Origin of the sequence: Clostridium saudiense, assembly GCF_000577815.1 — a bacterium.
GTDB lineage: Bacteria > Bacillota > Clostridia > Clostridiales > Clostridiaceae > Clostridium > Clostridium saudiense.
This window is the reverse complement of sequence record NZ_CBYM010000007.1, coordinates 105,495-126,562: the sequence shown is the minus strand read 5'-3', so window position 1 is coordinate 126,562 and position 21,068 is coordinate 105,495. Positions and strand designations below refer to the sequence as shown.

The window sequence follows — 21,068 nt, the reverse complement described above, 5'->3', positions numbered from 1 at the left end:
GTTGAATTTGATAAGGAGGACAATATGAAAAAGAAAAAATTTAAAATATCCACTTTTGATGTAGTACTAACAATAATAATGTGTTTAATAATAGTAGTAACTGTATATCCTTTTTTAAATGTTTTAGCAGTTTCATTAAATGATGCAGCAGATACAGTAAAAGGTGGAATCTATATATGGCCAAGAAAATTTACATTTGCTAACTATCAACAAGTGTTTTCAGGAAGTAGTAAATTGCCACTAGCATTTTTTAACTCAGTATTAAGAACTGTTATAGGTACACTTACTGGTGTTATAGCAACAGCAATGGTTGCTTATACATTAAGCAGAAGAGATTTCATATTTAATAAATTTGTTACATTATTATTTGTAATAACAATGTATGTAAGTGGAGGATTAATACCAGAATACTTAGTTATAAGAAATCTTGGATTAATAAATAATTTTGCAGTTTATATATTACCAGGGCTTATAAGTGCATTTAATGTAATTGTTATGAGATCCTTTATGGATGGACTTCCAGAAGCACTTTATGAATCAGCTAAAATTGATGGTGCAAATGATTGGACAACATTCTATAAGATAGTAATGCCTTTATGTTTACCAGTTGTAGCAACAATTTCATTATTTATAGCTGTTGGACAATGGAATAGTTGGTTTGATACTTACCTTTATGCAAGAGGAAATAATAGCATGACAACATTGCAATATGAATTAATGAAGATTATTGATAATGCAAGTTCAAATGTAGATATTAATAATCCATTATTACAAAATGCAAGTAAGTCAAATCCACAATCAATTAAGATGGCAATCACAATGGTTGCAACTATTCCAATACTTTTAGTTTACCCATTTGTGCAAAAATACTTTGTAACAGGTATGACTTTAGGTGCAGTAAAGAGTTAATAATAAGATAATTTGTTTTGAATTATCGAGTAAATAAATATAAAATAAAAATATGGTTAATTTAGGGGGAAAAGAAAATGAGAAAACGTAAATTATTATCATTAATTATGGCACTTACATTAACAGCAACTTGCTTTGTAGGATGTGGCTCAAAAGATAATACAGCAAATGAAAAGAGTGAAACACCTCTACTAGACGCAATGGATAAGACGCCTATTACATTAACATTTTTCAATTGTGATTTAAATGAAGATTGGGATTTTACTGATGATGTAGCTAAGAAGATTACTGAATTAACAGGAGTAACTTTAGAGATAACACATCCAGTAGCAGGTGATGCACAAGCAATTCCATTAATGATTGCAAGTGGTGAATACCCAGACTTAATATATGCTAAGGGAGATACAGGTAAGCTTATTGATGCTGGTGCAATTATAAAATTAGATGATATGATTGAAGAAAAGGGAGATAATCTTAAGGCTTTATACGGAGATCAATTAGATAGACTTAGGGCTAGTGCAGATGATCCTAGTATTTATACAGTAGGTACTTATGGTGTTAGTGCAGAGGTATATGAACCAGGTGGAACACTACAAGTTCAACATGATGTATTAAAAGATGCTGGGTATCCAGAAATTAATACAATATATGAATATGAAGAGTTAATTAAAAATTATATAGCAGAAAATCCAACAACTGAAGATGGACAACAAAGAATTGGATTATCATTAATGGCAAGTGACTGGAGATGGTTAATTACTACTGGAAATATAGCATCTGCTGCAATAGGTATTCCAGATGATGGTCAATTCGCTGTAAATGATGAAACAGGTGAAACTACTTATAAATTTACATTACCAGAAATAAAAGAGTATTTCCAATGGTTAAATCATATGAATGACATTGGATTGTTAGATCCAGAATCATTTACTCAAAAAGAAGATACTTATAAAGCTAAGATTTCTTCAGGAAGAGTTGTAGGATTATCAGATGCAGCTTGGGATTATAGTGATGCAGAAAAGACATTACTTTCAGAAGGTAAAGCAGGATCAACTTATGCTAGATTAGCTGTAACAGTAAGTGATGAGTATAAAGACCAATCTTTAAAAGATTATGGATTTGGTGGAGGTTGGGGAATTGCAATCTCTGAATCTTGTGAAAATAAAGAAAGGGCATTTGAATTCCTTGATTGGATGGCATCTGATGAAGCTCAAGTATTATTAAACTGGGGTATTGAAGGTGAACACTATACAATAGAAGATGGTAAAAGAGTGGTTTTACCAGAAGTTCAAGAACAAAAAAATACAGATCCAGACTTCGATAAGAAAACTGGTATTGGTGCATATGTATATCCATTCCCACAAAGAGGTGTTGGAGCTGTAGATTCAACTGGAAATTACTATACAACTACAACTATTGAAAGCGTTGTTGCTAACTACAATGATGCACAAAAAGAAACACTAGCTGGATATGGAATAGATAATTTTACTGAAATGTTCCCATCATCAGAGGAATTAGGAATTTCTAAGCATGGACAAGTATGGCAATATACTATTCCAAGTGATGGTGATATATCTATAATTCAACAAAAGTGTGATGATTATATTCAACAAGCAATAACACAAGCTATTTTAGGAAAACCAGCAGATTTTGATAAGGCTTGGGATGAAATACAAAAAACATTAGTAAGCTATGGTGTAGATACTTTAAATGAAGAGATGACAGCTTTAACTAAAGAAAGATTAGAATTATGGAATGAATAAAATATAATTAGAAAAAGGAGCCAAAGGGCTCCTTTTTCTAATTACTGGATATTTCAATACAATAATTTATAGGGATAAGCACTAATTTTTAAGATAAAATATATGAAATTTGTATGGTATACGATTACAAGTATGCCTTTTATAATTAACATATAAAAATTATTATAAGCAAGACAAGAGGAGTGAATATAATGAAATTCAGTAATGGATGTTGGTTAAATAAAGATGGAATAGTAAGATATAGTCCACAAGAGGTTTATAGTAGCAAGATAGAAGAAAAACTTTTAACACTTTATGCTCCATGTAACAAAATAGATCATAGAGGAGATACACTTGGTGGACCAGTTATTACTTATAAAATATCTTCTCCAATGAAAAACATATTAAGAATTAGAGCTTATCATTATATGGGTGTACAAAATAAAAGTCCAAAATTTGAAATATATGAAGATAATAACTTTAGGCCAGAAATAATTGAAAATGATGAAATTATTACAGTTAAATCTGGAGATTTAAAGGTAAATATAAATAAAGAGTATTTTAGTATGGAATTTTTCAATGGAGATAAATACTTAACAAAGAGTGCTAATAGAAGTTCTTCTTATTATAAAGAAGAAGGAGAAGAATTCCTAAACAGCGGTTCAGTTGGAACTTTTATGAGAGATCAGTTAGCTTTATCAGTTGGTGAGGCTGTATATGGATTAGGTGAAAGATTTACTCCATTTGTTAAGAATGGACAATCGATTGATATATGGAATGAAGATGGAGGTACAAGCACAGAACAAAGTTATAAAAATATACCATTTTATATTACTAATAAAGGATATGGAGTATTTGTAAATCATCCAGAAAGAGTATCTTTTGAAGTTGGATCTGAATTAGTTACAAAGGTACAGTTTAGTGTTCCAGGAGAATATTTAGATTACTTTATTATAACTGGAGATGATATGAAGGAAGTTTTGGAAAACTATACGTCATTAACTGGTAAGCCAGCACTTCCACCAGCATGGTCATTTGGATTATGGCTTACAACTTCATTTACGACTAATTATGATGAAAAGACAGTAACAGAATTTGTTGATGGAATGGCAGAAAGAGATATTCCGCTTCATGTATTCCATTTTGATTGCTTCTGGATGAAAGGATTTAATTGGTGCAACTTTGAATGGGATAATGAAGTATTCCCAGATCCAAAGGGAATGCTTGAAAGATTAAAAGCTAAAGGATTAAAGATTTGTGTTTGGATTAATCCATATATTGCTCAAGAGTCTTCATTATTTGAAGAGGGTGTAGAAAATGGATACTTTATAAAGAAAACTAATGGTGATGTATGGCAATGGGATATGTGGCAACCAGGAATGGCTATAGTCGATTTTACAAATCCAGAGGCTTGTAAATGGTATGCTGATAAATTAAGAGCATTAATGGATATGGGAGTAGATTGTTTCAAGACGGATTTCGGCGAAAGAATACCTCATGAATGTATGTATCATGATGGTTCAGATCCAGTTAAGATGCATAACTATTATACTCAAATGTACAATAAGGTAGTATTTGATGTAATTAAAGAAGTTAAAGGTGAAAATGAAGCTGTATTATTTGCTAGATCAGCAACTGCAGGTGGACAACAATTCCCTGTACACTGGGGTGGAGATTGTACATCAGAATATGAATCTATGGCAGAAAGCTTAAGAGGAGGATTATCACTTTGTCTTTCAGGATTTGGATTCTGGAGTCATGATATAGGTGGATTTGAAAGTACTTCAACACCAGATGTTTATAAGAGATGGGCAGCATTTGGACTTTTATCATCACATAGTAGATTACATGGAAGTACTTCTTATAGAGTGCCATGGCTTTATGACGAAGAAGCTTGTGATGTAGTTAAATTCTTTACAAACTTAAAATGTAGCATAATGCCTTACCTATTTAAAACTGCAAATGATGCAGCAACAAAGGGAATTCCTACAATGAGAGCAATGATTTTAGAGAATCAAAATGATCCAGCTTGCAGATATTTAGATAAACAATATATGCTAGGAGATTCTATTTTAGTGGCTCCAATATTTAATGAAGAAGGTATTGCAGAATATTATTTACCACAAGGAACATGGACAAACTTCATAACTGGAGAAAAATATGAAGGTGGAAAATGGATAACTGAAAAACATGGATATTTAAGTATTCCAATGATGGTTAAGGAAAACAGTATAGTTCCAGTAGGAGCTAATAATCAAATACCTGATTATGATTTTGGAAAAGATGTTACTTTAGAAGTATTTGAATTATTAAACGGAAAAGAAGCAAGTGCACAGGTATTAAATAAAGATTCAGAAGTAGTGTTAACTGCTACAGCTTTAAGAACAGAAAATACAATAGAATTTAATGTAGAAGCAAATGATGCTTATAGTATAGTTCTTAGAGGAATTAATGAAATTTCAAATGTAGAAGGTGCAAGTTTTGAATTATCAGATAAGGGAATTAAACTTATACCAAATGGAAATGTAACTAAGATAGTTTGTAACATGTAAGTGAAACTCCAAATTTGAATTTGGATACTTGAACTTACTCAGCGACTAAAAGGAGTCGAGTTTCCTTAAGTGAAACTCCAAATTTCAATTTGGGCAGTTGAACTTACTCAGCGACTAAAAGGAGTCGAGTTTCCTTTAAAAAATATTATTTTTAAACAGAGTTAAAGGTTGAGAAGGAAAAAGTAAAGCTGGGCTCAGCTTTACTCTCAATCTTTAACTCTTAAATTTTATAAAAAATAGGAGGGTGTTTTAGTATGGAAAAAGAGAAAATAAATTATGAAAAAATAGAAGAAATAATATCAGAACTTAAATTAGAAGAAAAGGTAGCAATGGTCCATGCTGCAGGATTATTTAGAAATGGAAGTGTAGAGAGATTAGGAATTCCTTCATTATATATGTCAGATGGACCAATGGGAGTAAGAAATGAATTTCCAAATGCAAGCTGGGTGCCAGTAGGAAATACTGATGATTATGTAACTTATTTACCATCTATTTCAGCACTTGCTTGCACATGGAATAGAAATTTAGCTTATGAAGAAGGAAATATTTTAGGTAAGGAAGCAAGGGGACGTGGAAAGGATATAATTTTAGCCCCAGGAATCAATATAGTAAGAAGTCCTTTAGGAGGAAGAAACTTTGAATATATGTCGGAAGATCCTTATTTAACAGCACAATTAGCAGTACCTTATATTAAAGGTGTTCAAGAAAATGATGTTGCTGCTTGTGTAAAGCATTTTGCTGTAAATAGTCAAGAAACTGAAAGATTAAATGTTGATGTAGTAATTGATGAAAGAGCAGTTAGAGAAATTTATTTACCTGCTTTTGAGGCTGCTGTAAAGGAAGGAAATTCTTACTCTATAATGTCTGCTTATAATAAGCTTTGGGGACTACATTGTTCACATAATAAATGGCTTTTAAGAGATGTATTAGAAAAAGAATGGGGGTATGATGGCGTATTAGTATCAGATTGGAGTGCAATTAGTGATACTAAACTTGCAGCTGAAGCAGGAATGGATATAGAAATGTCTGTAACAGATAATTTTGATGAATACTTCTTTGCTAATCCTTTAATTAAAGCTGTTAAAGAAGGAGAAATAAAAGAAGAGTTAATAGATGAAAAGGTTAGAAAAATATTAAAGTTAATGTATAGATTAAATATGTTCTCAGATGAAAGAAAATCAGGAGAATATAATAGTTTTGAAAGTAGACGAAAAACTCTTGATATTGCAAGAGAATCAGTTATTTTATTAAAAAATGAAGAAAATTTATTGCCATTAAGCAAGAAAGTTAAAAAGGTAGCTGTAATAGGTCAAAATGCAAATATAAGACATTGCGAAGGTGGAGGTTCAGCTGAGGTTAAATCATTATATGAAGTAACTCCATTAATGGGAATAAAAATGCTTTTAGGTGGAAATTGTGAAGTGGCTTATGCTAAAGGATATACACATGATTTTAATAAAAGAAAAGCAGTAAATGAAGAAGCAATTGAGTTAGCAAAGAATAGTGATGTGGTTATCTTTATTGGTGGATTAAAGCATACTAAAGAAGATTTTTCGTTATTCCAAAATGCACTTCATTCAACAAAAGAAGATAATATGGTTGTTAATATAGATAGTGAAGGTAATGATAAAACTGATATGAAGCTTCCATATAATCAAGATGAAATTATTAATAGTTTATTAGAAGTAAATCCTAATACTATAGTTGTTATTACAGCAGGATCTCCTGTTGATATGAGTTCTTGGGTAGATAAATCTAAGGCATTAGTTAATGTTTCTTACAATGGAATGGAAGGGGGAAGAGCTTTAGCAGAAGTTCTATTTGGTGATGTAAATCCATCAGGAAAATTAACAGTAACAATACCTAAAAAGTTAGAGGATTCACCAGCACATAGTATTGGAGAATTTCCAGGCAAAGCACAAGTAAGATACGATGAAGGAATATTCGTAGGATATAGATATTTCTCAACATATGATGTAGAGCCACAATTTGTATTTGGACATGGACTTTCTTATGCAGAATTCCGATATAATGATATAAAAGTAAATTTAACTGAAGAAAATGAAAAAATAAATGCCACAGTAAAATTTAAAGTAACTAATATAGGTGAAAAAGAAGGGGCAGAAGTAGCACAAGTTTATGTTAATGATGTAGAAAGTAGTGTAAAGAGACCAGTTATAGAATTAAAGGGATTTGAGAAAGTTAGATTAATGCCAGGTGAAAGTAAAGAAGTTACAATTAATTTGGATAAAAAGTCTTTTGCATTTTACAGTGATGAAGAAAATTCTTGGATAGTAGAAGATGGTAAATTTAATATATTAATAGGCTCTTCATCTACAGATATTAGATTAGAAGAATCAATTAATATAAAATCAAAATATAAATTTTGAGGATAAATATTATGAGTGATAAATTAAAATTATGGTATAAAGAAGCAGCAACGGAATGGGTAGAATCACTTCCACTTGGAAATGGAAGATTAGGAGCAATGGTGTCAGGAGATGTATATAATGAAAGAATTGCTTTAAATGAAGATACATTATGGACAGGTATTCCTAAAGATAACAATAATCATGAAGCTATTAATTATATAGATGAAGTAAGAAATTTAATTTTAAATGAACAATATTATGAGGCACAAGAGCTTATGAATAATAAGCTCTTGGCTGGATATACTGAATCTTATGCACCTATGGGAGATTTATATTTAAAATTTAATTATAATGATAAAAATTATAAAAACTATAGAAGAGAACTAGATTTAAGTAATGCCAAAGCAACAATAAGTTATGAAATAAATAATATTAATTATAAAAGAGAAGTATTTATTTCAGCGCCAGATAATGCAATGATAATTAAGATAAGTGCTGATAAAGAAAAGAGCATAAGCTTTTCAGCAACATTAAGAAGTTTATTAAAAAGTAAAGTAAATGGACTAAATCAAGATACTATTATATTAAAGGGAGTAACACCTATATGCGCATTACCTAGCTATGTAAATGAAGAAGAGTCAATAATTTATGATGAAGAGGGTAAGCTTGGAATGAGATTTCAAGTTTACTTAAAGGCAAGAGTTACAGATGGAAATGTTAATGTAACAAATGGTCTTCTTAATATAAAAGAAGCAAGTAGTGTTACATTAGTACTAGTTGCAAATACAAGCTTTAATGGATTTGATAAAGAACCAGGTACAGAAGGTAAGGATGAAGAACTTTTATGCAAAAGTCAGTTAAAATCTTTAGAAGATAAATCTTATGAAGAAATAGAAAGTAACCATATTGATGATTATAGAAAGCTTTTTAATAGGGTTGAATTTTGTTTAGGCAATGATGACTATAGTTACTTACCAACTAATGAAAGGTTAGAAAGACTTAAAAATAATAAAGAGGACTTAGGATTAATAAGTTTATATTTTCAATATGGAAGATATCTTTTAATAAGTTCATCAAGAGAAGGAAGTCAACCAGCAAACTTACAAGGAATTTGGAATGAAGACTTAAGACCAGCTTGGAGTAGCAATTATACAGTAAATATTAATACAGAAATGAATTATTGGGGAGCAGAAACTTGTAATTTATCAGAATGTCATAATCCGCTTTTTAATATGTTAAAAGATTTAAGTGTTACTGGAGCGAGTACTGCAAAAACAATGTTTAATTGTAATGGATGGACTACAAATCATAATGTTGATTTATGGAGATATTCAAGTACAGTACAGGGAAGTAGTGAATGGGGATTTTGGCCTATGGGTGGAGCTTGGATGTGTCAACATCTTTGGGAACACTATGATTTTACAAGAGATAAAAACTTCTTAAAAAATGAAGCCTATCCAATAATGAAGGGTGCAGCTATATTCTTATTAGATTACTTAATTGAAGATAAGGATGGAAACTTAGTAACATGTCCTTCAACATCACCTGAAAATAATTTCTTAGATAATGAAGGAAGAAAATGTTGTGCAAGTATGATGTCTACAATGGATATATCTATAATTAGAGATTTATTTAACAATTGTATAGCTGCTATTAATGTATTAAAAGTAGATAATGAATTTAAAGAAGAACTACAAAAAGCACTTGGAAGATTACCTAAATATAAAGTAAATAAATTTGGAGCAGTTCAAGAATGGTATAAGGATTTTGATGAATATGAGCCAGGCCATAGGCATATGTCACACTTATTTGCACTTTATCCAGGTAGAGAAATTTCAGAAAAAAATAATTTTGAATTACTTGAAGCTAGTAAAAAAACACTAGAACGAAGATTGAATCAAGGTGGAGGACATACTGGTTGGAGTTGTGCATGGATAATTAATTTTTATGCGAGATTAAAAGAAGCTGAATTAGCAAATAAGTATTTACATGTATTATTAAAGAATCTAACATTTATGAATTTATTTTGTGTACATCCTCCATTTCAAATTGATGGGAACTTTGGAGGAACAGCAGGGATAGCAGAAATGCTTATTCAAAGTCATACAGGTATTATAGAAATATTACCTGCTATTCCAAAGGCGTGGAGGTGTGGATATATAAAAGGGCTTAAGGCTAGAGGAGGATTTGTTATAGATTTTAAATGGGATAATAATGAGATAACAAAACTTTCTATAACATCAAAAGTTGGAGGGAAATGTAAAATAAAGTTTGGTAAAAAATATATTGGAACAATGATTAATGAGAGCATTGAAATAGATACTATAGCAGGTAAGAAATATAGATTATAATTAATGCTTAGCATAGTAGTAAAGGCAGAGCTCATAAAAATGATACTCTGCCTTTAGCTATATGTTTAAGAAAAGTGGGATTACATGTGATTATTAAAGTATTATCTATTTATAGTTTACTATACTAGAGTAATAAAAAATACTGCAATAATTCTATCAATAATACTAGTATTATTAGTGATAAAAATTAATAAGAGTATTATAAATTCAATATTGTATACAATTACAAAGAAAAGTGTGGTATATTGTATTTATAGGTAAAAATGTAATTTAAGTGGGTATTTGAGAAATGAGAATAATAGAAAATGTAATAAATAATATGAAAATAAGGAGTAAGTTAATTATTTCTTATTTGTTAATAGTAATAGTAACTGTAGTAATTATTGGTGGATACCTAACATCTCGAATGAATAATATAGTAGTACAAAATGCAATTAGTGAGGGGAGATATAATAATAAAACTATTAAAAGTAGAATGGAGGAATCATTAAAATTAGCAATCAATACTTCAGATATGATTTACCAAGATGATAATATTCATGCGTTAGTTACAGAAAATTACAATAATTATGGAGATGTAGTAACAGCATATTCTAGTTTTAATGTATTAAATGATTATTTAGTATACTATAACGATTTTAATAGCATAAAGCTTTATGTAGATAATGAAACACTATTAAATGGGTCTAATATTATAAAAGTTGATGATGAAATAAGAGAAAGTGAATGGTATAAAAATGCAATTGATGGAAAAGGAATAATAACTTGGCTATATAAAAAGGATGAAACGACTAAGAATTATAATTTATCACTTGTAAGATCTATTAATTCAGATTCAAGAGGAAATATAGGAGTTTTGGTGATAAGTGTTAATATTGGTAAGTTAGGCGATATAGTTAGAGATGAAAGATATCGCTCTTCTATATTATTAGATGGACGAGTTGTATATTCAAATTCTTTACCAATAGGTGAGATGGCAGATTTAGGTAAAAGTGAAGCGGAAGCAAGTTATTATTATGATGTAAAAGAAGAGTTTAATGAAGATGGAGATCATTCAATTTTAAATACGTTTAAAATTGATAAATCATTTAATAATACATTTCAAGTTTTAGTAGAGGTGCCAGTTGATTTAATAACTTTAGAATCCAAAAATGTTATTACAAAAAGTATTATTATAATTGCTTTAGCAATTTTCTGCTCATTAATTGTTATATTATATTTTTCTAAAAATTTTGCGGATAGAATTAATGTATTAAGAAATGAAATGCATAAGGTTGTTAAAGGAAATTTCAATATTAAAAAGAGTATTAGTGGAAATGATGAAATTTCAGAAGTTTATGATGATTTATATTTTATGATGGAAAGTATAAATAAATTAATTGATGAGGTATACGTTAGGAAAATTCAGCAGGAAAAATTGATGGTTAAACAAAAAGAGGCTGAGTTTAAAATGCTATCAAGTCAAATTAATCCTCATTTTCTATATAATACCTTAGAAACTATTAGAATGAGAGCATTTTGTAATGGTGATAGAGAACTTGCGGGAATAGTTAAAAAACTTGGGAAAATAATGAGAAGAAATTTGGAGGTAAGCAATGAAAGTGTTTCCTTTGAATCAGAAATAGAATTAGTGAAAAATTATTTAGAAATACAAGAGTTAAGATTTAAGGGAAAGGTTGAGCATGAATTTAATATTGAAGTAGAATCGAAAAAATATAAGATATTACCACTGTTATTACAGCCAATTGTAGAAAATGCTTTTGTACATGGGTTAGAAGGAACAAAAGAAAAGGGGAAAATAACTGTAAGTGCCTTTGAGGATTTGGGTTATCTAATAGTTGAAATATCTGATAATGGATGTGGAATGACAAGAGATAGGCTAGAGTTTATCAATGAAAATCTAGGTAAAACTAACAAAAAAGAAAATGGACATCAAAGTATTGGAATGGGAAATATAAATGAAAGAATTAAAATTTTTTATGGTGAAAAATATGGTATACACGTATTTAGCGAGTTAAATATTGGGACAAAGGTTGTATTAATATTACCAGCTATTGAGGGGGAAGAGAATAAATGTTAAAAGTTTTAATTGCAGATGATGAACCATATGTAAGAGAGGGAATTAAGAATATAGTTCCATGGGAAGAAGTTGGATTTTATGTTTGTGGTGAAGGTAGTGATGGAGATGATACATATAATAAAATATGTAAGCTAGATCCAGACTTAGTTTTAATAGATATTAAAATGCCCGGAAAGATTGGATTAGATGTAATTAAAGAAAGTATAGATAATGGATTTAAAGGTAAATTTGTAATTATTAGTGGTTATTCTGATTTTGAATATGCAAAGGTTGCAATTAAGTATGGAGTAAAGTGCTATTTATTAAAGCCTATAGATGAAGATGAGCTATATGATATAGCTGTTAATTTAAGAAATGAAATAGAAGAGGAAAAAAATAAATTAAGAAATATTGAAAAACAAAAAGACTACGTTAAAGAATATTCACTATCTCAACTTATGTTAGGAAAAAAGGTAGAGGATTATGAAGAACTTACAAATTCTTTAGATTACTCAAGTTATTCTGTAGCTTTGATATTAAATTATGATGAGAAAACAAAAAATGAAAATTTAATTGAACTTGAAAGTTGTATAAAACAAAAGTTAAGTAATTTAAATGGCATTGAGGTTTGTAAGGTTAAAGATAAGGTTGCAATATTATTTTGTGATGTTAATAGTAATCATTCATTTAATATATTAAATAGTATAAATAAAGAAATTAATAAGTGTTTAAAAGGAAGAATATTTGTAACAGTAGGACAAGAGGTTAGTAGCATAGATGATATTTTATTATCTTATAATACTGCTAATGAATTAATGAAATCTAGATTTTTGTTTTTAAATGAGGAAATTTTAACTACTGAGAGAGTAAGAGAAATTAGTAAAAAAAGATTTTTACTTGAAGAGATGGATATTATAAATAAAATTTGTACTTATGTTGAAATTGGAGAATGTGGAAAGATTAAAGAATTGTTAAAAGGTTTGGCAGAACTTATTCAATCTAAGTTTTATACTGAAGATGAAATTAAAGTGTTAGTTACTAAAAATTGTTTAGAGTTTTATGATAAAATTAAAAGCGATTATGAAATAGATAAAAATTTAATTTTAGATAATGAGGTAATAATAAAGGAGATTTATAGTACTGAAAGTTTAAAAGAAATTATAGATATTTTAGAAAAAAGATTGATTAATGTTTCAAAGGTTATTTCTCTTAATTCTTCAGATAAGTCTATAAAGCGAATAGTTAAATATATTGAAAAGAATTATTATACGGATTTAAAATTAGAACTTTTGGCAGAAATATTTAATTATAATAGTGCATATTTAGGAAAGGTATTTAAAGGTCATACTGGTATGAGTTTTAATACTTATTTAGATAATATAAGAATAGAACAAGCTAAGAAATTACTTATGGAAGACAACATAAAAGTATATCAAGTTTGTGAAAAGGTTGGATATAAAAATATAGATTATTTCCATAGTAAATTTAAAAAATATGTAGGAGTAAGTCCCTTAAATTATAAGAAGCAGATTGAATTAGGAAAATTTAAAGAATTGGTTTAGAAAATAAATGGTAAGGTTTAGTTTATACCTTACCATTTATTTTTGTTTTTTTATAAAGGTTAAAATGAATTGTTAATTTTTATTTATAAGATATATTCTTTCAAGATTTATTAATGAATTTCTTTTTTTGAAAATCTATTGCATGTAATAAAATAAGAAAGAAGTAATACTGTAATTGTAATTAATATTCCTAAAATAGTTAACAGTGTAGGGTTAAAAGTTATATTAATTTCAGCTAATATTTCTAGCAAAGAAGTAGAAAATACTATTGGAGCAATAGCAATAAACATTAGAACATATCTTCCATTTTCAAAGCCTAGTAAAAGAGTAGCAGGCATTAATATTGCTGTGAAAAATATACCTATACCCATAGTAACTAAAGGAATAACATATATAGGCATAGAAGAAACTAAATCATTTGTTCCTAATATATTTACAATTACAGATAGAATTGTAGATATTATTACCGCAATAACTGTGTTTAATAAGCAGTATATATATTTGGAAAAAATATATTCATTTGTCTTAACAGGTAACGAATATATTAAATAATTCATTTTGCTTCTTTCTTCATAAAAAGTAATTGTATAGGTAGCCATCATTAAATACATGGCACCGGCAAAAACAATCATAGTTGGTTGAACAGCAGCAAAAAATATTCCAAGTGCTAATATAATAAGTAAATTTTTCTTTATAGATAGTAATGAATTAAATTGAAGTTTTACTAAATTACTAATATTATTCATAAATTACTCCCTCCTAGTGTAATATAATAAAATATCTTCAAGAGTACATTTTTCATAAATTGCCTCATCACCAAAAAGTTCATAAGCTTTTTTTCTATCAGATATTAAACCTTCAAATCCAAAGGCGTATTCTTTTAATGAAATAAATTCATTCTTAATACTATTATCAATTAAATCTTTTTTGCTTTTTACAAGTGTATGATTATCTAAAATTTCATCCTTTTCACCTTTAAGAAGTATTTTTCCATTGTATATCATAACTATATAATCAGCAGATTTATCTAAATCTGTAGTTATATGAGTAGAGTAAAATACAGTCATATTATCCATTTCCATGTGGTCTTGCATAAGGTCTAAAAATTCATTTCTTATTATAGGATCTAAACTAGAGGTTGGTTCATCCATTATTAATAGTTTTGGATGATGAGATAAAGCTATTATAAGTTCAAATTGCTTTTTTTGTCCCTTAGATAAATCTTTATATTTCTTAGATTCATCTATTTTAAATTTATTTATATATTTTTTATATAACTCTTCATCCCAGTTAGAATAAAATTTAGATATTATTTTATGAAGATTAACTAATTTGCTTTCTTCTAAGAATCCAGATTCATCACCAACATAAGCAATATTTTCTTTTGTTTTAGTATCTTTATTGATATGGGAATTTAGTATTTTTATTTCGCCAGAATCAGGCTTAATCATTCCAAGTAAAGATTTAATTGTAGTAGTTTTACCAGAGCCATTTGGACCAATAAATCCAGTAATATATCCTTCTGGTATTTCAAGGTTATCTATAGTTAAAGAAAAATTCTTATAATTTTTTTGTAAATTACGAATTTCAATAGAATTCATATTTATACCTCCTCATAAATACTTTTTAAAATTTCAATACATTCATCAAGTGTTACCCCTAGAGCTTTAGCACATATTATGACAGCCTCAAGTTTATCTTCCATTTCAGCCATGGCAGCTTCTCTTAACCTTTCAGAATTTGAACCGGAAACAAAAGTTCCTTTTCCAATAACTGTTTCAATAAAGCCTTCTTTTTCTAGTTCTTCATAAGCTCTTTTAGAGGTTATAATACTTACTTTAAGCTCTTTTGCTAATGATCTTATTGATGGAAGTGGATCTCCAGGTTTCAAATTTCCATTTAATATTTGATTTTTTATTTGAGTTTCTATTTGCTCATAAAGTGCAACTGGTGATGAATTGCTAATTAATATATCCAAGTGTTCACCTCCGTGTATAAGTGTATATATATATTATATACACATAATATCAATTTGATGATTAATAGTCAATATGCTTTTAGAAAAAGATTATAAAATTAAAAGAGATTATTTTACTAAATAATTAATAAAATAATCTCTTAACTTTAAGTACCTTAGAATATATAAATTATGAAAAGGTTATATAGTTTAGTCATCACTGCAAACGCAAATTGAGTTTTGCAGCTCTATATATTCCTCTTTACTTAATGATTTAATATATTTATCAAAATGATCATCAGAACAAAAATAACCTATTTTATTTTCTATAAAACTTTTATCTAAATTTTTTTTGCAATATAAACAGCGTTTCATTTTATTTACCTCCAATATATGTTAGTGTGAAAAATTTAATTATATATTATTTGAATTTATGATTAAATAATGAAATATTTTTTCCAATGATTATGCATTTAGAATTAGCACCATGACCAATTTCTTCTGTCTTAGCAATTGGTAAATCAGGATTATCTATTATGCTTAGTACTAATTCTTCAATAGTAGGAGTTATATTATTTTCTTGCATTTTACTAAAGGTACCTAGTATTAGCCCTTGAATTTTATCAAAAACTCCCATTTGCTTAAGTTGATTTAAAAAGGCAGACATAAGTCCAGCTTCGCCACCCATACTTTCTAAAAGTAAAACCTTATCTGTAAAGTCAGGTATATATTTAGTACCCGCTAACTTTAAAAGACAACGAATATTTCCGCCAACAACAGTTCCTTCTATTTTTGAACCTTGAATAAATTTATAAGAAAACTTAAATAAATCATCTTCATTATTAAGTAAGCTATTAGTGAAGTTAGAAATTTGATTTTCACTATCTGAAGATATAAGATTTCTTATTTGATAAAGATAAACAGGGTTATTACTTTGAGAATAAATAGCATTTAAAACCGTAGTTAAATCACTATAACCAAAGAAAGGTTTAGGATTTTTAGATATGTAATCATAATCTAAATAATCTAAAACTTCGTTTGCAAGGTCACCACCAGAGATATCAAAGATAGCTTTTATTTCATTATTTCTATATAAATCCATAAAGGCTTTTCCCTTATCTTTAGCAGCACCATTAAATGGAGATGTAGTTTCATATATGTAGTTACTACAAATAGGATTTAAGCTTAACTTTTTTAAGAGTTCTAATAAATTATCAATTTTGAATTTATTAGCTATAGGTTGACCATTTGAACAAGCAACTATAGCAATTTTGTCATTTTTATTTAATATAGACATAATTTTTCCTCCATTATAAGAATTAATTTATATTATAGTAGCACTAGAAAGTGGAAACTTCAATTAAATTAAATGATTATAAATTAGTGTATATATGAAGTGCGGAATTAATGAGCTTTGCATTAATATAGTGTGTAAAATGAATTATTGGCCAATAAATTTAAAATTAATTAAAAACTTAGTTAATAACCTGCTCTTAACTTAATAATATATAAGGGGAGGTGTTTTAATGTGATAAAAGATATAGCTTTATATTTAGAGGACTTGAACTTGGTTTCTATAATTCTTAGACTTACAATGGCTGTGATCTTTGGAGGGATAATTGGGTATGGAAGAGAGAGAGAAAGAAGACCAGCAGGACTTAGGACTCATATACTAGTATCTATTGGAGCAACTCTTGCAATGATAACTAATATTTATATGTGTAAAATATATAATGGATATACTGATCCAACTAGACTTGGAGCACAAGTAATAAGTGGAATTGGTTTTTTAGGAGCTGGTACTATTATAGTTACTGGAAAGAATAAAGTAAGAGGGTTAACAACAGCAGCAGGACTTTGGGCATGTGCATGTATGGGACTAGCTATTGGGGCAGGATTTTATTCAGGAGCAATTATAGGATGTTTATTTATTTCTGCAGTTACAGTTGCTCTTGCTAATATTGATAAAAAAATTAATAGAAATTCAAGAAATATAACATTGTATATCTTAGTGAACTCAACTACAGCAGCATCAAGATTATTACAAGATATACAAAGTAAAAATGTAAAAATTAGTGATATAGAAATAAGTAATAACAATGTATCATCTAATGATTTAATAGGGATTTTACTTGGGCTTAAGATATCAAGAGAAGTATGTCATTATGATTTTATAGAGTCCATTACAAATAAAAATGAAGTTATTTTTCTTCAAGAAATAAATTAGAAAAATAATTAAATTGATATTAAAGTAATTTAAAGATTAAATGTTAACTTGAGAAAAGAATTAAAGTAAATTTTTAATAGCTTATTTTATGTTATAATTAATTAATATTTTGTATGAGTAAAAGATATAAAGGAGAAGAGAAGATATGAAATTAGCTATTATCGGTTCAGGAATGATAGTAAAGGATTTTTTAGAGATAATGCCATATTTAAACGAAGTAGAATTAAGCGCTATTTATGGTAGAAGAGGTAGTGAGGAAAAATTAAATAAGTTAAAAAGTAAACATAATATTAAAGAAGTTTTTTATGATTATGAAGAATTACTTAAAAGTGATGTAGATACAGTGTATATAGCATTACCAAATAATCTTCATTTTGAATTTTCAAAGAAAGCTTTAGAATATAATAAAAATGTTATAGTTGAAAAACCAATAACATCAAATTATAAGGAAGCTAAAATATTAAATGATTTAGCAAGAGAAAAGAAGTTATTTCTTTTTGAAGCAATTACAACAGAATATTTACCTAATTACTTAAAGGTAAAAGAATTACTTCCCACATTAGGTGATATAAAAATAGTTCAATGTAATTACTCACAATATTCAAGTAGATATAATAGCTTTAAGGAAGGTACTATATTACCAGCTTTTGATCCTGAATTTTCTGGTGGAGCATTAATGGATTTAAATATTTATAATATTCATTATGTAGTTGGATTATTTGGTAAACCTAAAAATGTTGAGTATTATCCTAATATAGAAAGGAAAATAGATACATCAGGAATTTTAATTTTAGATTATGAGAAGTTTAAGTGTGGTTGTGTTGGAGCTAAAGATTGTAAAGCGCCAATTGCAAATAACATTCAAGGAAGTAATGGATGTATATACATGGATACTCCAGTTAATGTTTGTGGGAATTTTAAGATTATAATGAATGATGGAAATACTACTTTGATTAATGAAAATAAGTATGATAATCGTATGGTTAGTGAATTTATAGAATTTATAAATGCTATTAAAAACCATGATTTAGATATGTGCTATAAAATGTTAGAACATAGTTTGATTGTAAGTGAAGTTCAAACTACTGCAAGAAAAAAAGCAGGAATAGTATTTAAAGCGGATATTAATTAATAATATAAATACCCCTACTGTTATTAATAATAAAGTAGGGGTAAACTTATTATAAAGATGTTAAATACATAAATATTACAATAGTAATTATAGCAAGAACTAAATCTATAATAGTTAGTTTATATTCTTTTTTTATAAGTGATATAATTATGCAAATAGCACTAACTAAAAGATTAAGAGCAGCTAACATAATATTAGTGAATAATCCAGCTAAAAAAATTGATTCTAATAAGTATAATGCTGTAGTAATAAATAAAATAATTTGTGTAATTTTAATTATTGGACTTTTTTCTTTAAAGTTTTTAAACATAGTATTTCTCCTTAAGTTTTCATCTTATAGTTTTAATATATTTTATATATTCTATCAGATTTTATTTGAATAGCAAAGTAAAAGTGTAGGGAGAGAAATATAATAGGGAGGTTAAATATGTATTATTCAACACGTTATTCATCACCATTAGGAGCAATAACAATAGCTAGTGATGGAGAAAATTTAATTGGATTATGGCTAGAAGGGCAAAAGTATTTTGGTAGTACTGTATCGGAAAATCTCATTGAAAATAATGATTTAAATATATTTATAGTAACAAAGGAATGGTTAGATAGATATTTTGCAGGAGAAAAACCGAAGATTAGTGAATTACAGTTAGCTCCAAATGGAGGAGAGTTTCGCAAGTTGGTTTGGGATATTTTATGTGAGATTCCCTACGGAGAAACTATTACTTATGGTGAAATAGCAAAAAAGGTAGCATTTAAAATGAATAAAAAAAGTATGTCAAGTCAAGCAGTTGGTGGTGCTGTAGGACATAATCCAATATCTATTATTATTCCGTGTCATAGAGTCATGGGTACAAATGGGAATCTTACTGGATATGCTGGAGGTATTGATAAAAAAATAAAGTTACTTGAGCATGAGGGTGTAGACATTTCTAAACTTTTTGTACCAGCAAAGAGAAAAGGTAATTAGAATTATATTGTAGAGAATTACCTATATATTTAAAGTATAAAGTTAAAGCCTTGATATAGTAAAAATATCAAGGCTTTTAACTTTGTTAGATATATAATTGGTGCCGGCAGAGGGAATCGAACCCTCACGGTAAAACCGCATGATTTTGAGTCATGTGCGTCTGCCAGTTCCGCCATGCCGACCTAATTAATATATACATAATATTACCATGGAGAAGTGGAAATGTCAATATATTTTGATTGAAAAAAGTGGAAAACGGTTTTGACATAAGAAGATTTAATAAATGAATAATTTAATAGTATTTGGAACGTGTTGTAGTATTTTATCATATATTGCTTATATGATGATAAAAATACGAATAATGAAAGGGATACAAAGGTATGGAATGGTTTATGGGCTTAAGTCCAGTTATACAAGGTTTAGTTGCTACGATATTTACATGGGCGATAACAGCGCTTGGGGCATGTTTAGTATTTTTCTTTAAGACTGTTGATAAAAAAATATTAAATTGTATGCTTGGATTTGGGGCAGGTGTTATGGTAGCAGCAAGTTTTTGGTCATTATTAAATCCAGCGATAGAACTGTGCTCTGAACTTGGATATAGTCAGATTATATTACCATCAATTGGATTTTTTGCTGGCGGTATTTTTATAATACTTGCTGATAAAATGATGGATAAATATTCTTATGGAGTAATAACTGAAAGTGATGAAATAGCAAGAGACTCAATAGTGAAAAAGTATAAGAAGAGTATTTTATTAGTAGTTGCAGTAACTCTTCATAACATACCAGAAGGATTAGCAGTTGGAGTAGCTTTTGGTGGAGTAGCAGCAGGGATACCATCAGCAACAATAGGAGCAGCTATAAGTTTAGCTTTAGGTATAGGACTTCAAAATTTTCCCGAGGGAGCAGCAGTATCTTTACCTTTAAGAAGAGAAGGGTTATCTAGAACAAAAAGCTTCTTTTATGGACAAGCATCAGGGATAGTTGAACCAATAGCAGGGTTCTTAGGGGCTATGGCAGCTGTTGGTGTTAGAAGCATGTTGCCATTTTTCTTAGCTTTTTCAGCCGGAGCTATGGTTTCAGTTGTAGGTTCCGAATTATTGCCAGAAGCATCTATTGAAAATAAAGCGTTAACAACTATAGGTTTGATATTAGGATTTATAACTATGATGATATTAGATGTAGCATTAGGATAAGAAAAAATAAACAAATAGTAAAAGGATGACACTAAAGTG

17 protein-coding genes and 1 tRNA gene are annotated in these 21,068 nt (G+C 28.4%); 11 read left to right on the top strand and 7 right to left on the bottom strand.

The window, feature by feature from the left end; translation table 11 throughout:
* Positions 1–24 precede the first annotated feature (24 nt).
* From TY07_RS05685 to TY07_RS05655, 7 genes are all read left to right on the top strand, one after another.
* On the top strand, positions 25–909 hold the full coding sequence (locus tag TY07_RS05685) for a carbohydrate ABC transporter permease (protein WP_042396509.1): 885 nt from the start codon (positions 25–27) through the stop codon (positions 907–909).
* Positions 910–986: 77 nt separating this feature from the next.
* Positions 987–2,672, top strand: a complete 1,686-nt coding sequence (locus TY07_RS05680) for an ABC transporter substrate-binding protein (RefSeq protein WP_042396508.1) — start codon at positions 987–989, stop codon at positions 2,670–2,672.
* Positions 2,673–2,863: 191 nt separating this feature from the next.
* A complete protein-coding gene (gene yicI / locus TY07_RS05675) occupies positions 2,864–5,203 on the top strand; it encodes an alpha-xylosidase (protein WP_042396506.1) in 2,340 nt (779 codons plus the stop codon).
* A 254-nt stretch (positions 5,204–5,457) separates the two neighbouring features.
* A complete protein-coding gene (locus tag TY07_RS05670) occupies positions 5,458–7,593 on the top strand; it encodes a beta-glucosidase (RefSeq protein WP_042396505.1) in 2,136 nt (711 codons plus the stop codon).
* 11 nt (positions 7,594–7,604) lie between these two features.
* Entirely contained in the window at positions 7,605–9,926 is a 2,322-nt protein-coding gene (locus tag TY07_RS05665; RefSeq protein ID WP_042396503.1) for a glycoside hydrolase family 95 protein, read from the top strand.
* A gap of 289 nt (positions 9,927–10,215) precedes the next feature.
* Positions 10,216–12,006 (top strand): cache domain-containing sensor histidine kinase, encoded by a 1,791-nt coding sequence (locus tag TY07_RS05660; protein ID WP_042396502.1) that lies wholly within the window; start codon positions 10,216–10,218, stop codon positions 12,004–12,006.
* A complete protein-coding gene (locus tag TY07_RS05655; RefSeq protein WP_042396501.1) occupies positions 12,000–13,547 on the top strand; it encodes a response regulator transcription factor in 1,548 nt (515 codons plus the stop codon). The genes TY07_RS05660 and TY07_RS05655 overlap by 7 nt, the downstream gene beginning before the upstream one ends.
* A gap of 110 nt (positions 13,548–13,657) precedes the next feature.
* Here the strand turns inward: TY07_RS05655 and TY07_RS05650 are convergent, their stop codons facing one another.
* The 5 genes from TY07_RS05650 to TY07_RS05635 all read right to left on the bottom strand — a co-directional run bounded on the left by TY07_RS05650 (position 13,658) and on the right by TY07_RS05635 (position 16,801).
* Positions 13,658–14,293: an ABC-2 transporter permease gene (locus TY07_RS05650; RefSeq protein ID WP_042396499.1), complete on the bottom strand. Its 636-nt coding sequence runs from the start codon at positions 14,291–14,293 to the stop codon at positions 13,658–13,660.
* 3 nt (positions 14,294–14,296) lie between these two features.
* Positions 14,297–15,148, bottom strand: a complete 852-nt coding sequence (locus TY07_RS05645; RefSeq protein ID WP_042396497.1) for an ABC transporter ATP-binding protein — start codon at positions 15,146–15,148, stop codon at positions 14,297–14,299.
* 2 nt (positions 15,149–15,150) lie between these two features.
* Positions 15,151–15,525 carry a GntR family transcriptional regulator gene (locus TY07_RS05640; RefSeq protein ID WP_042396495.1) on the bottom strand — a complete coding sequence of 125 codons (375 nt, stop codon included), beginning with the start codon at positions 15,523–15,525 and terminating at the stop codon, positions 15,151–15,153.
* Between the two features lie 189 nt (positions 15,526–15,714).
* Positions 15,715–15,879, bottom strand: coding sequence for a hypothetical protein (locus tag TY07_RS18335; RefSeq protein ID WP_172676194.1), 165 nt, complete (start codon positions 15,877–15,879; stop codon positions 15,715–15,717).
* A gap of 46 nt (positions 15,880–15,925) precedes the next feature.
* Positions 15,926–16,801, bottom strand: a complete 876-nt coding sequence (locus tag TY07_RS05635; RefSeq protein WP_042396493.1) for a S66 family peptidase — start codon at positions 16,799–16,801, stop codon at positions 15,926–15,928.
* A gap of 231 nt (positions 16,802–17,032) precedes the next feature.
* Here TY07_RS05635 and TY07_RS05630 point away from each other — a divergent pair, with 231 nt between their 5' ends.
* Positions 17,033–17,731 (top strand): MgtC/SapB family protein, encoded by a 699-nt coding sequence (locus tag TY07_RS05630; protein ID WP_311776481.1) that lies wholly within the window; start codon positions 17,033–17,035, stop codon positions 17,729–17,731.
* 145 nt (positions 17,732–17,876) lie between these two features.
* Entirely contained in the window at positions 17,877–18,863 is a 987-nt protein-coding gene (locus TY07_RS05625; protein ID WP_042396491.1) for a Gfo/Idh/MocA family protein, read from the top strand.
* A gap of 49 nt (positions 18,864–18,912) precedes the next feature.
* Here the strand turns inward: TY07_RS05625 and TY07_RS05620 are convergent, their stop codons facing one another.
* Positions 18,913–19,173 carry a hypothetical protein gene (locus TY07_RS05620; protein ID WP_042396490.1) on the bottom strand — a complete coding sequence of 87 codons (261 nt, stop codon included), beginning with the start codon at positions 19,171–19,173 and terminating at the stop codon, positions 18,913–18,915.
* A 117-nt stretch (positions 19,174–19,290) separates the two neighbouring features.
* Between TY07_RS05620 and TY07_RS05615 the strand changes: the two genes are divergently transcribed.
* Positions 19,291–19,830 carry a methylated-DNA--[protein]-cysteine S-methyltransferase gene (locus tag TY07_RS05615; RefSeq protein ID WP_042396487.1) on the top strand — a complete coding sequence of 180 codons (540 nt, stop codon included), beginning with the start codon at positions 19,291–19,293 and terminating at the stop codon, positions 19,828–19,830.
* Between the two features lie 98 nt (positions 19,831–19,928).
* On the opposite strand, the gene TY07_RS05610 is transcribed toward TY07_RS05615, so the two are convergent.
* Positions 19,929–20,012, bottom strand: a tRNA-Leu gene (locus TY07_RS05610).
* A gap of 198 nt (positions 20,013–20,210) precedes the next feature.
* On the opposite strand from TY07_RS05610, the gene TY07_RS05605 reads away from it, so the two are divergent.
* The gene (locus tag TY07_RS05605; protein WP_042396485.1) at positions 20,211–21,029 is read left to right on the top strand and encodes a ZIP family metal transporter; all 819 of its coding nucleotides are present in this window, start codon (positions 20,211–20,213) and stop codon (positions 21,027–21,029) included.
* Positions 21,030–21,068 lie beyond the last annotated feature (39 nt).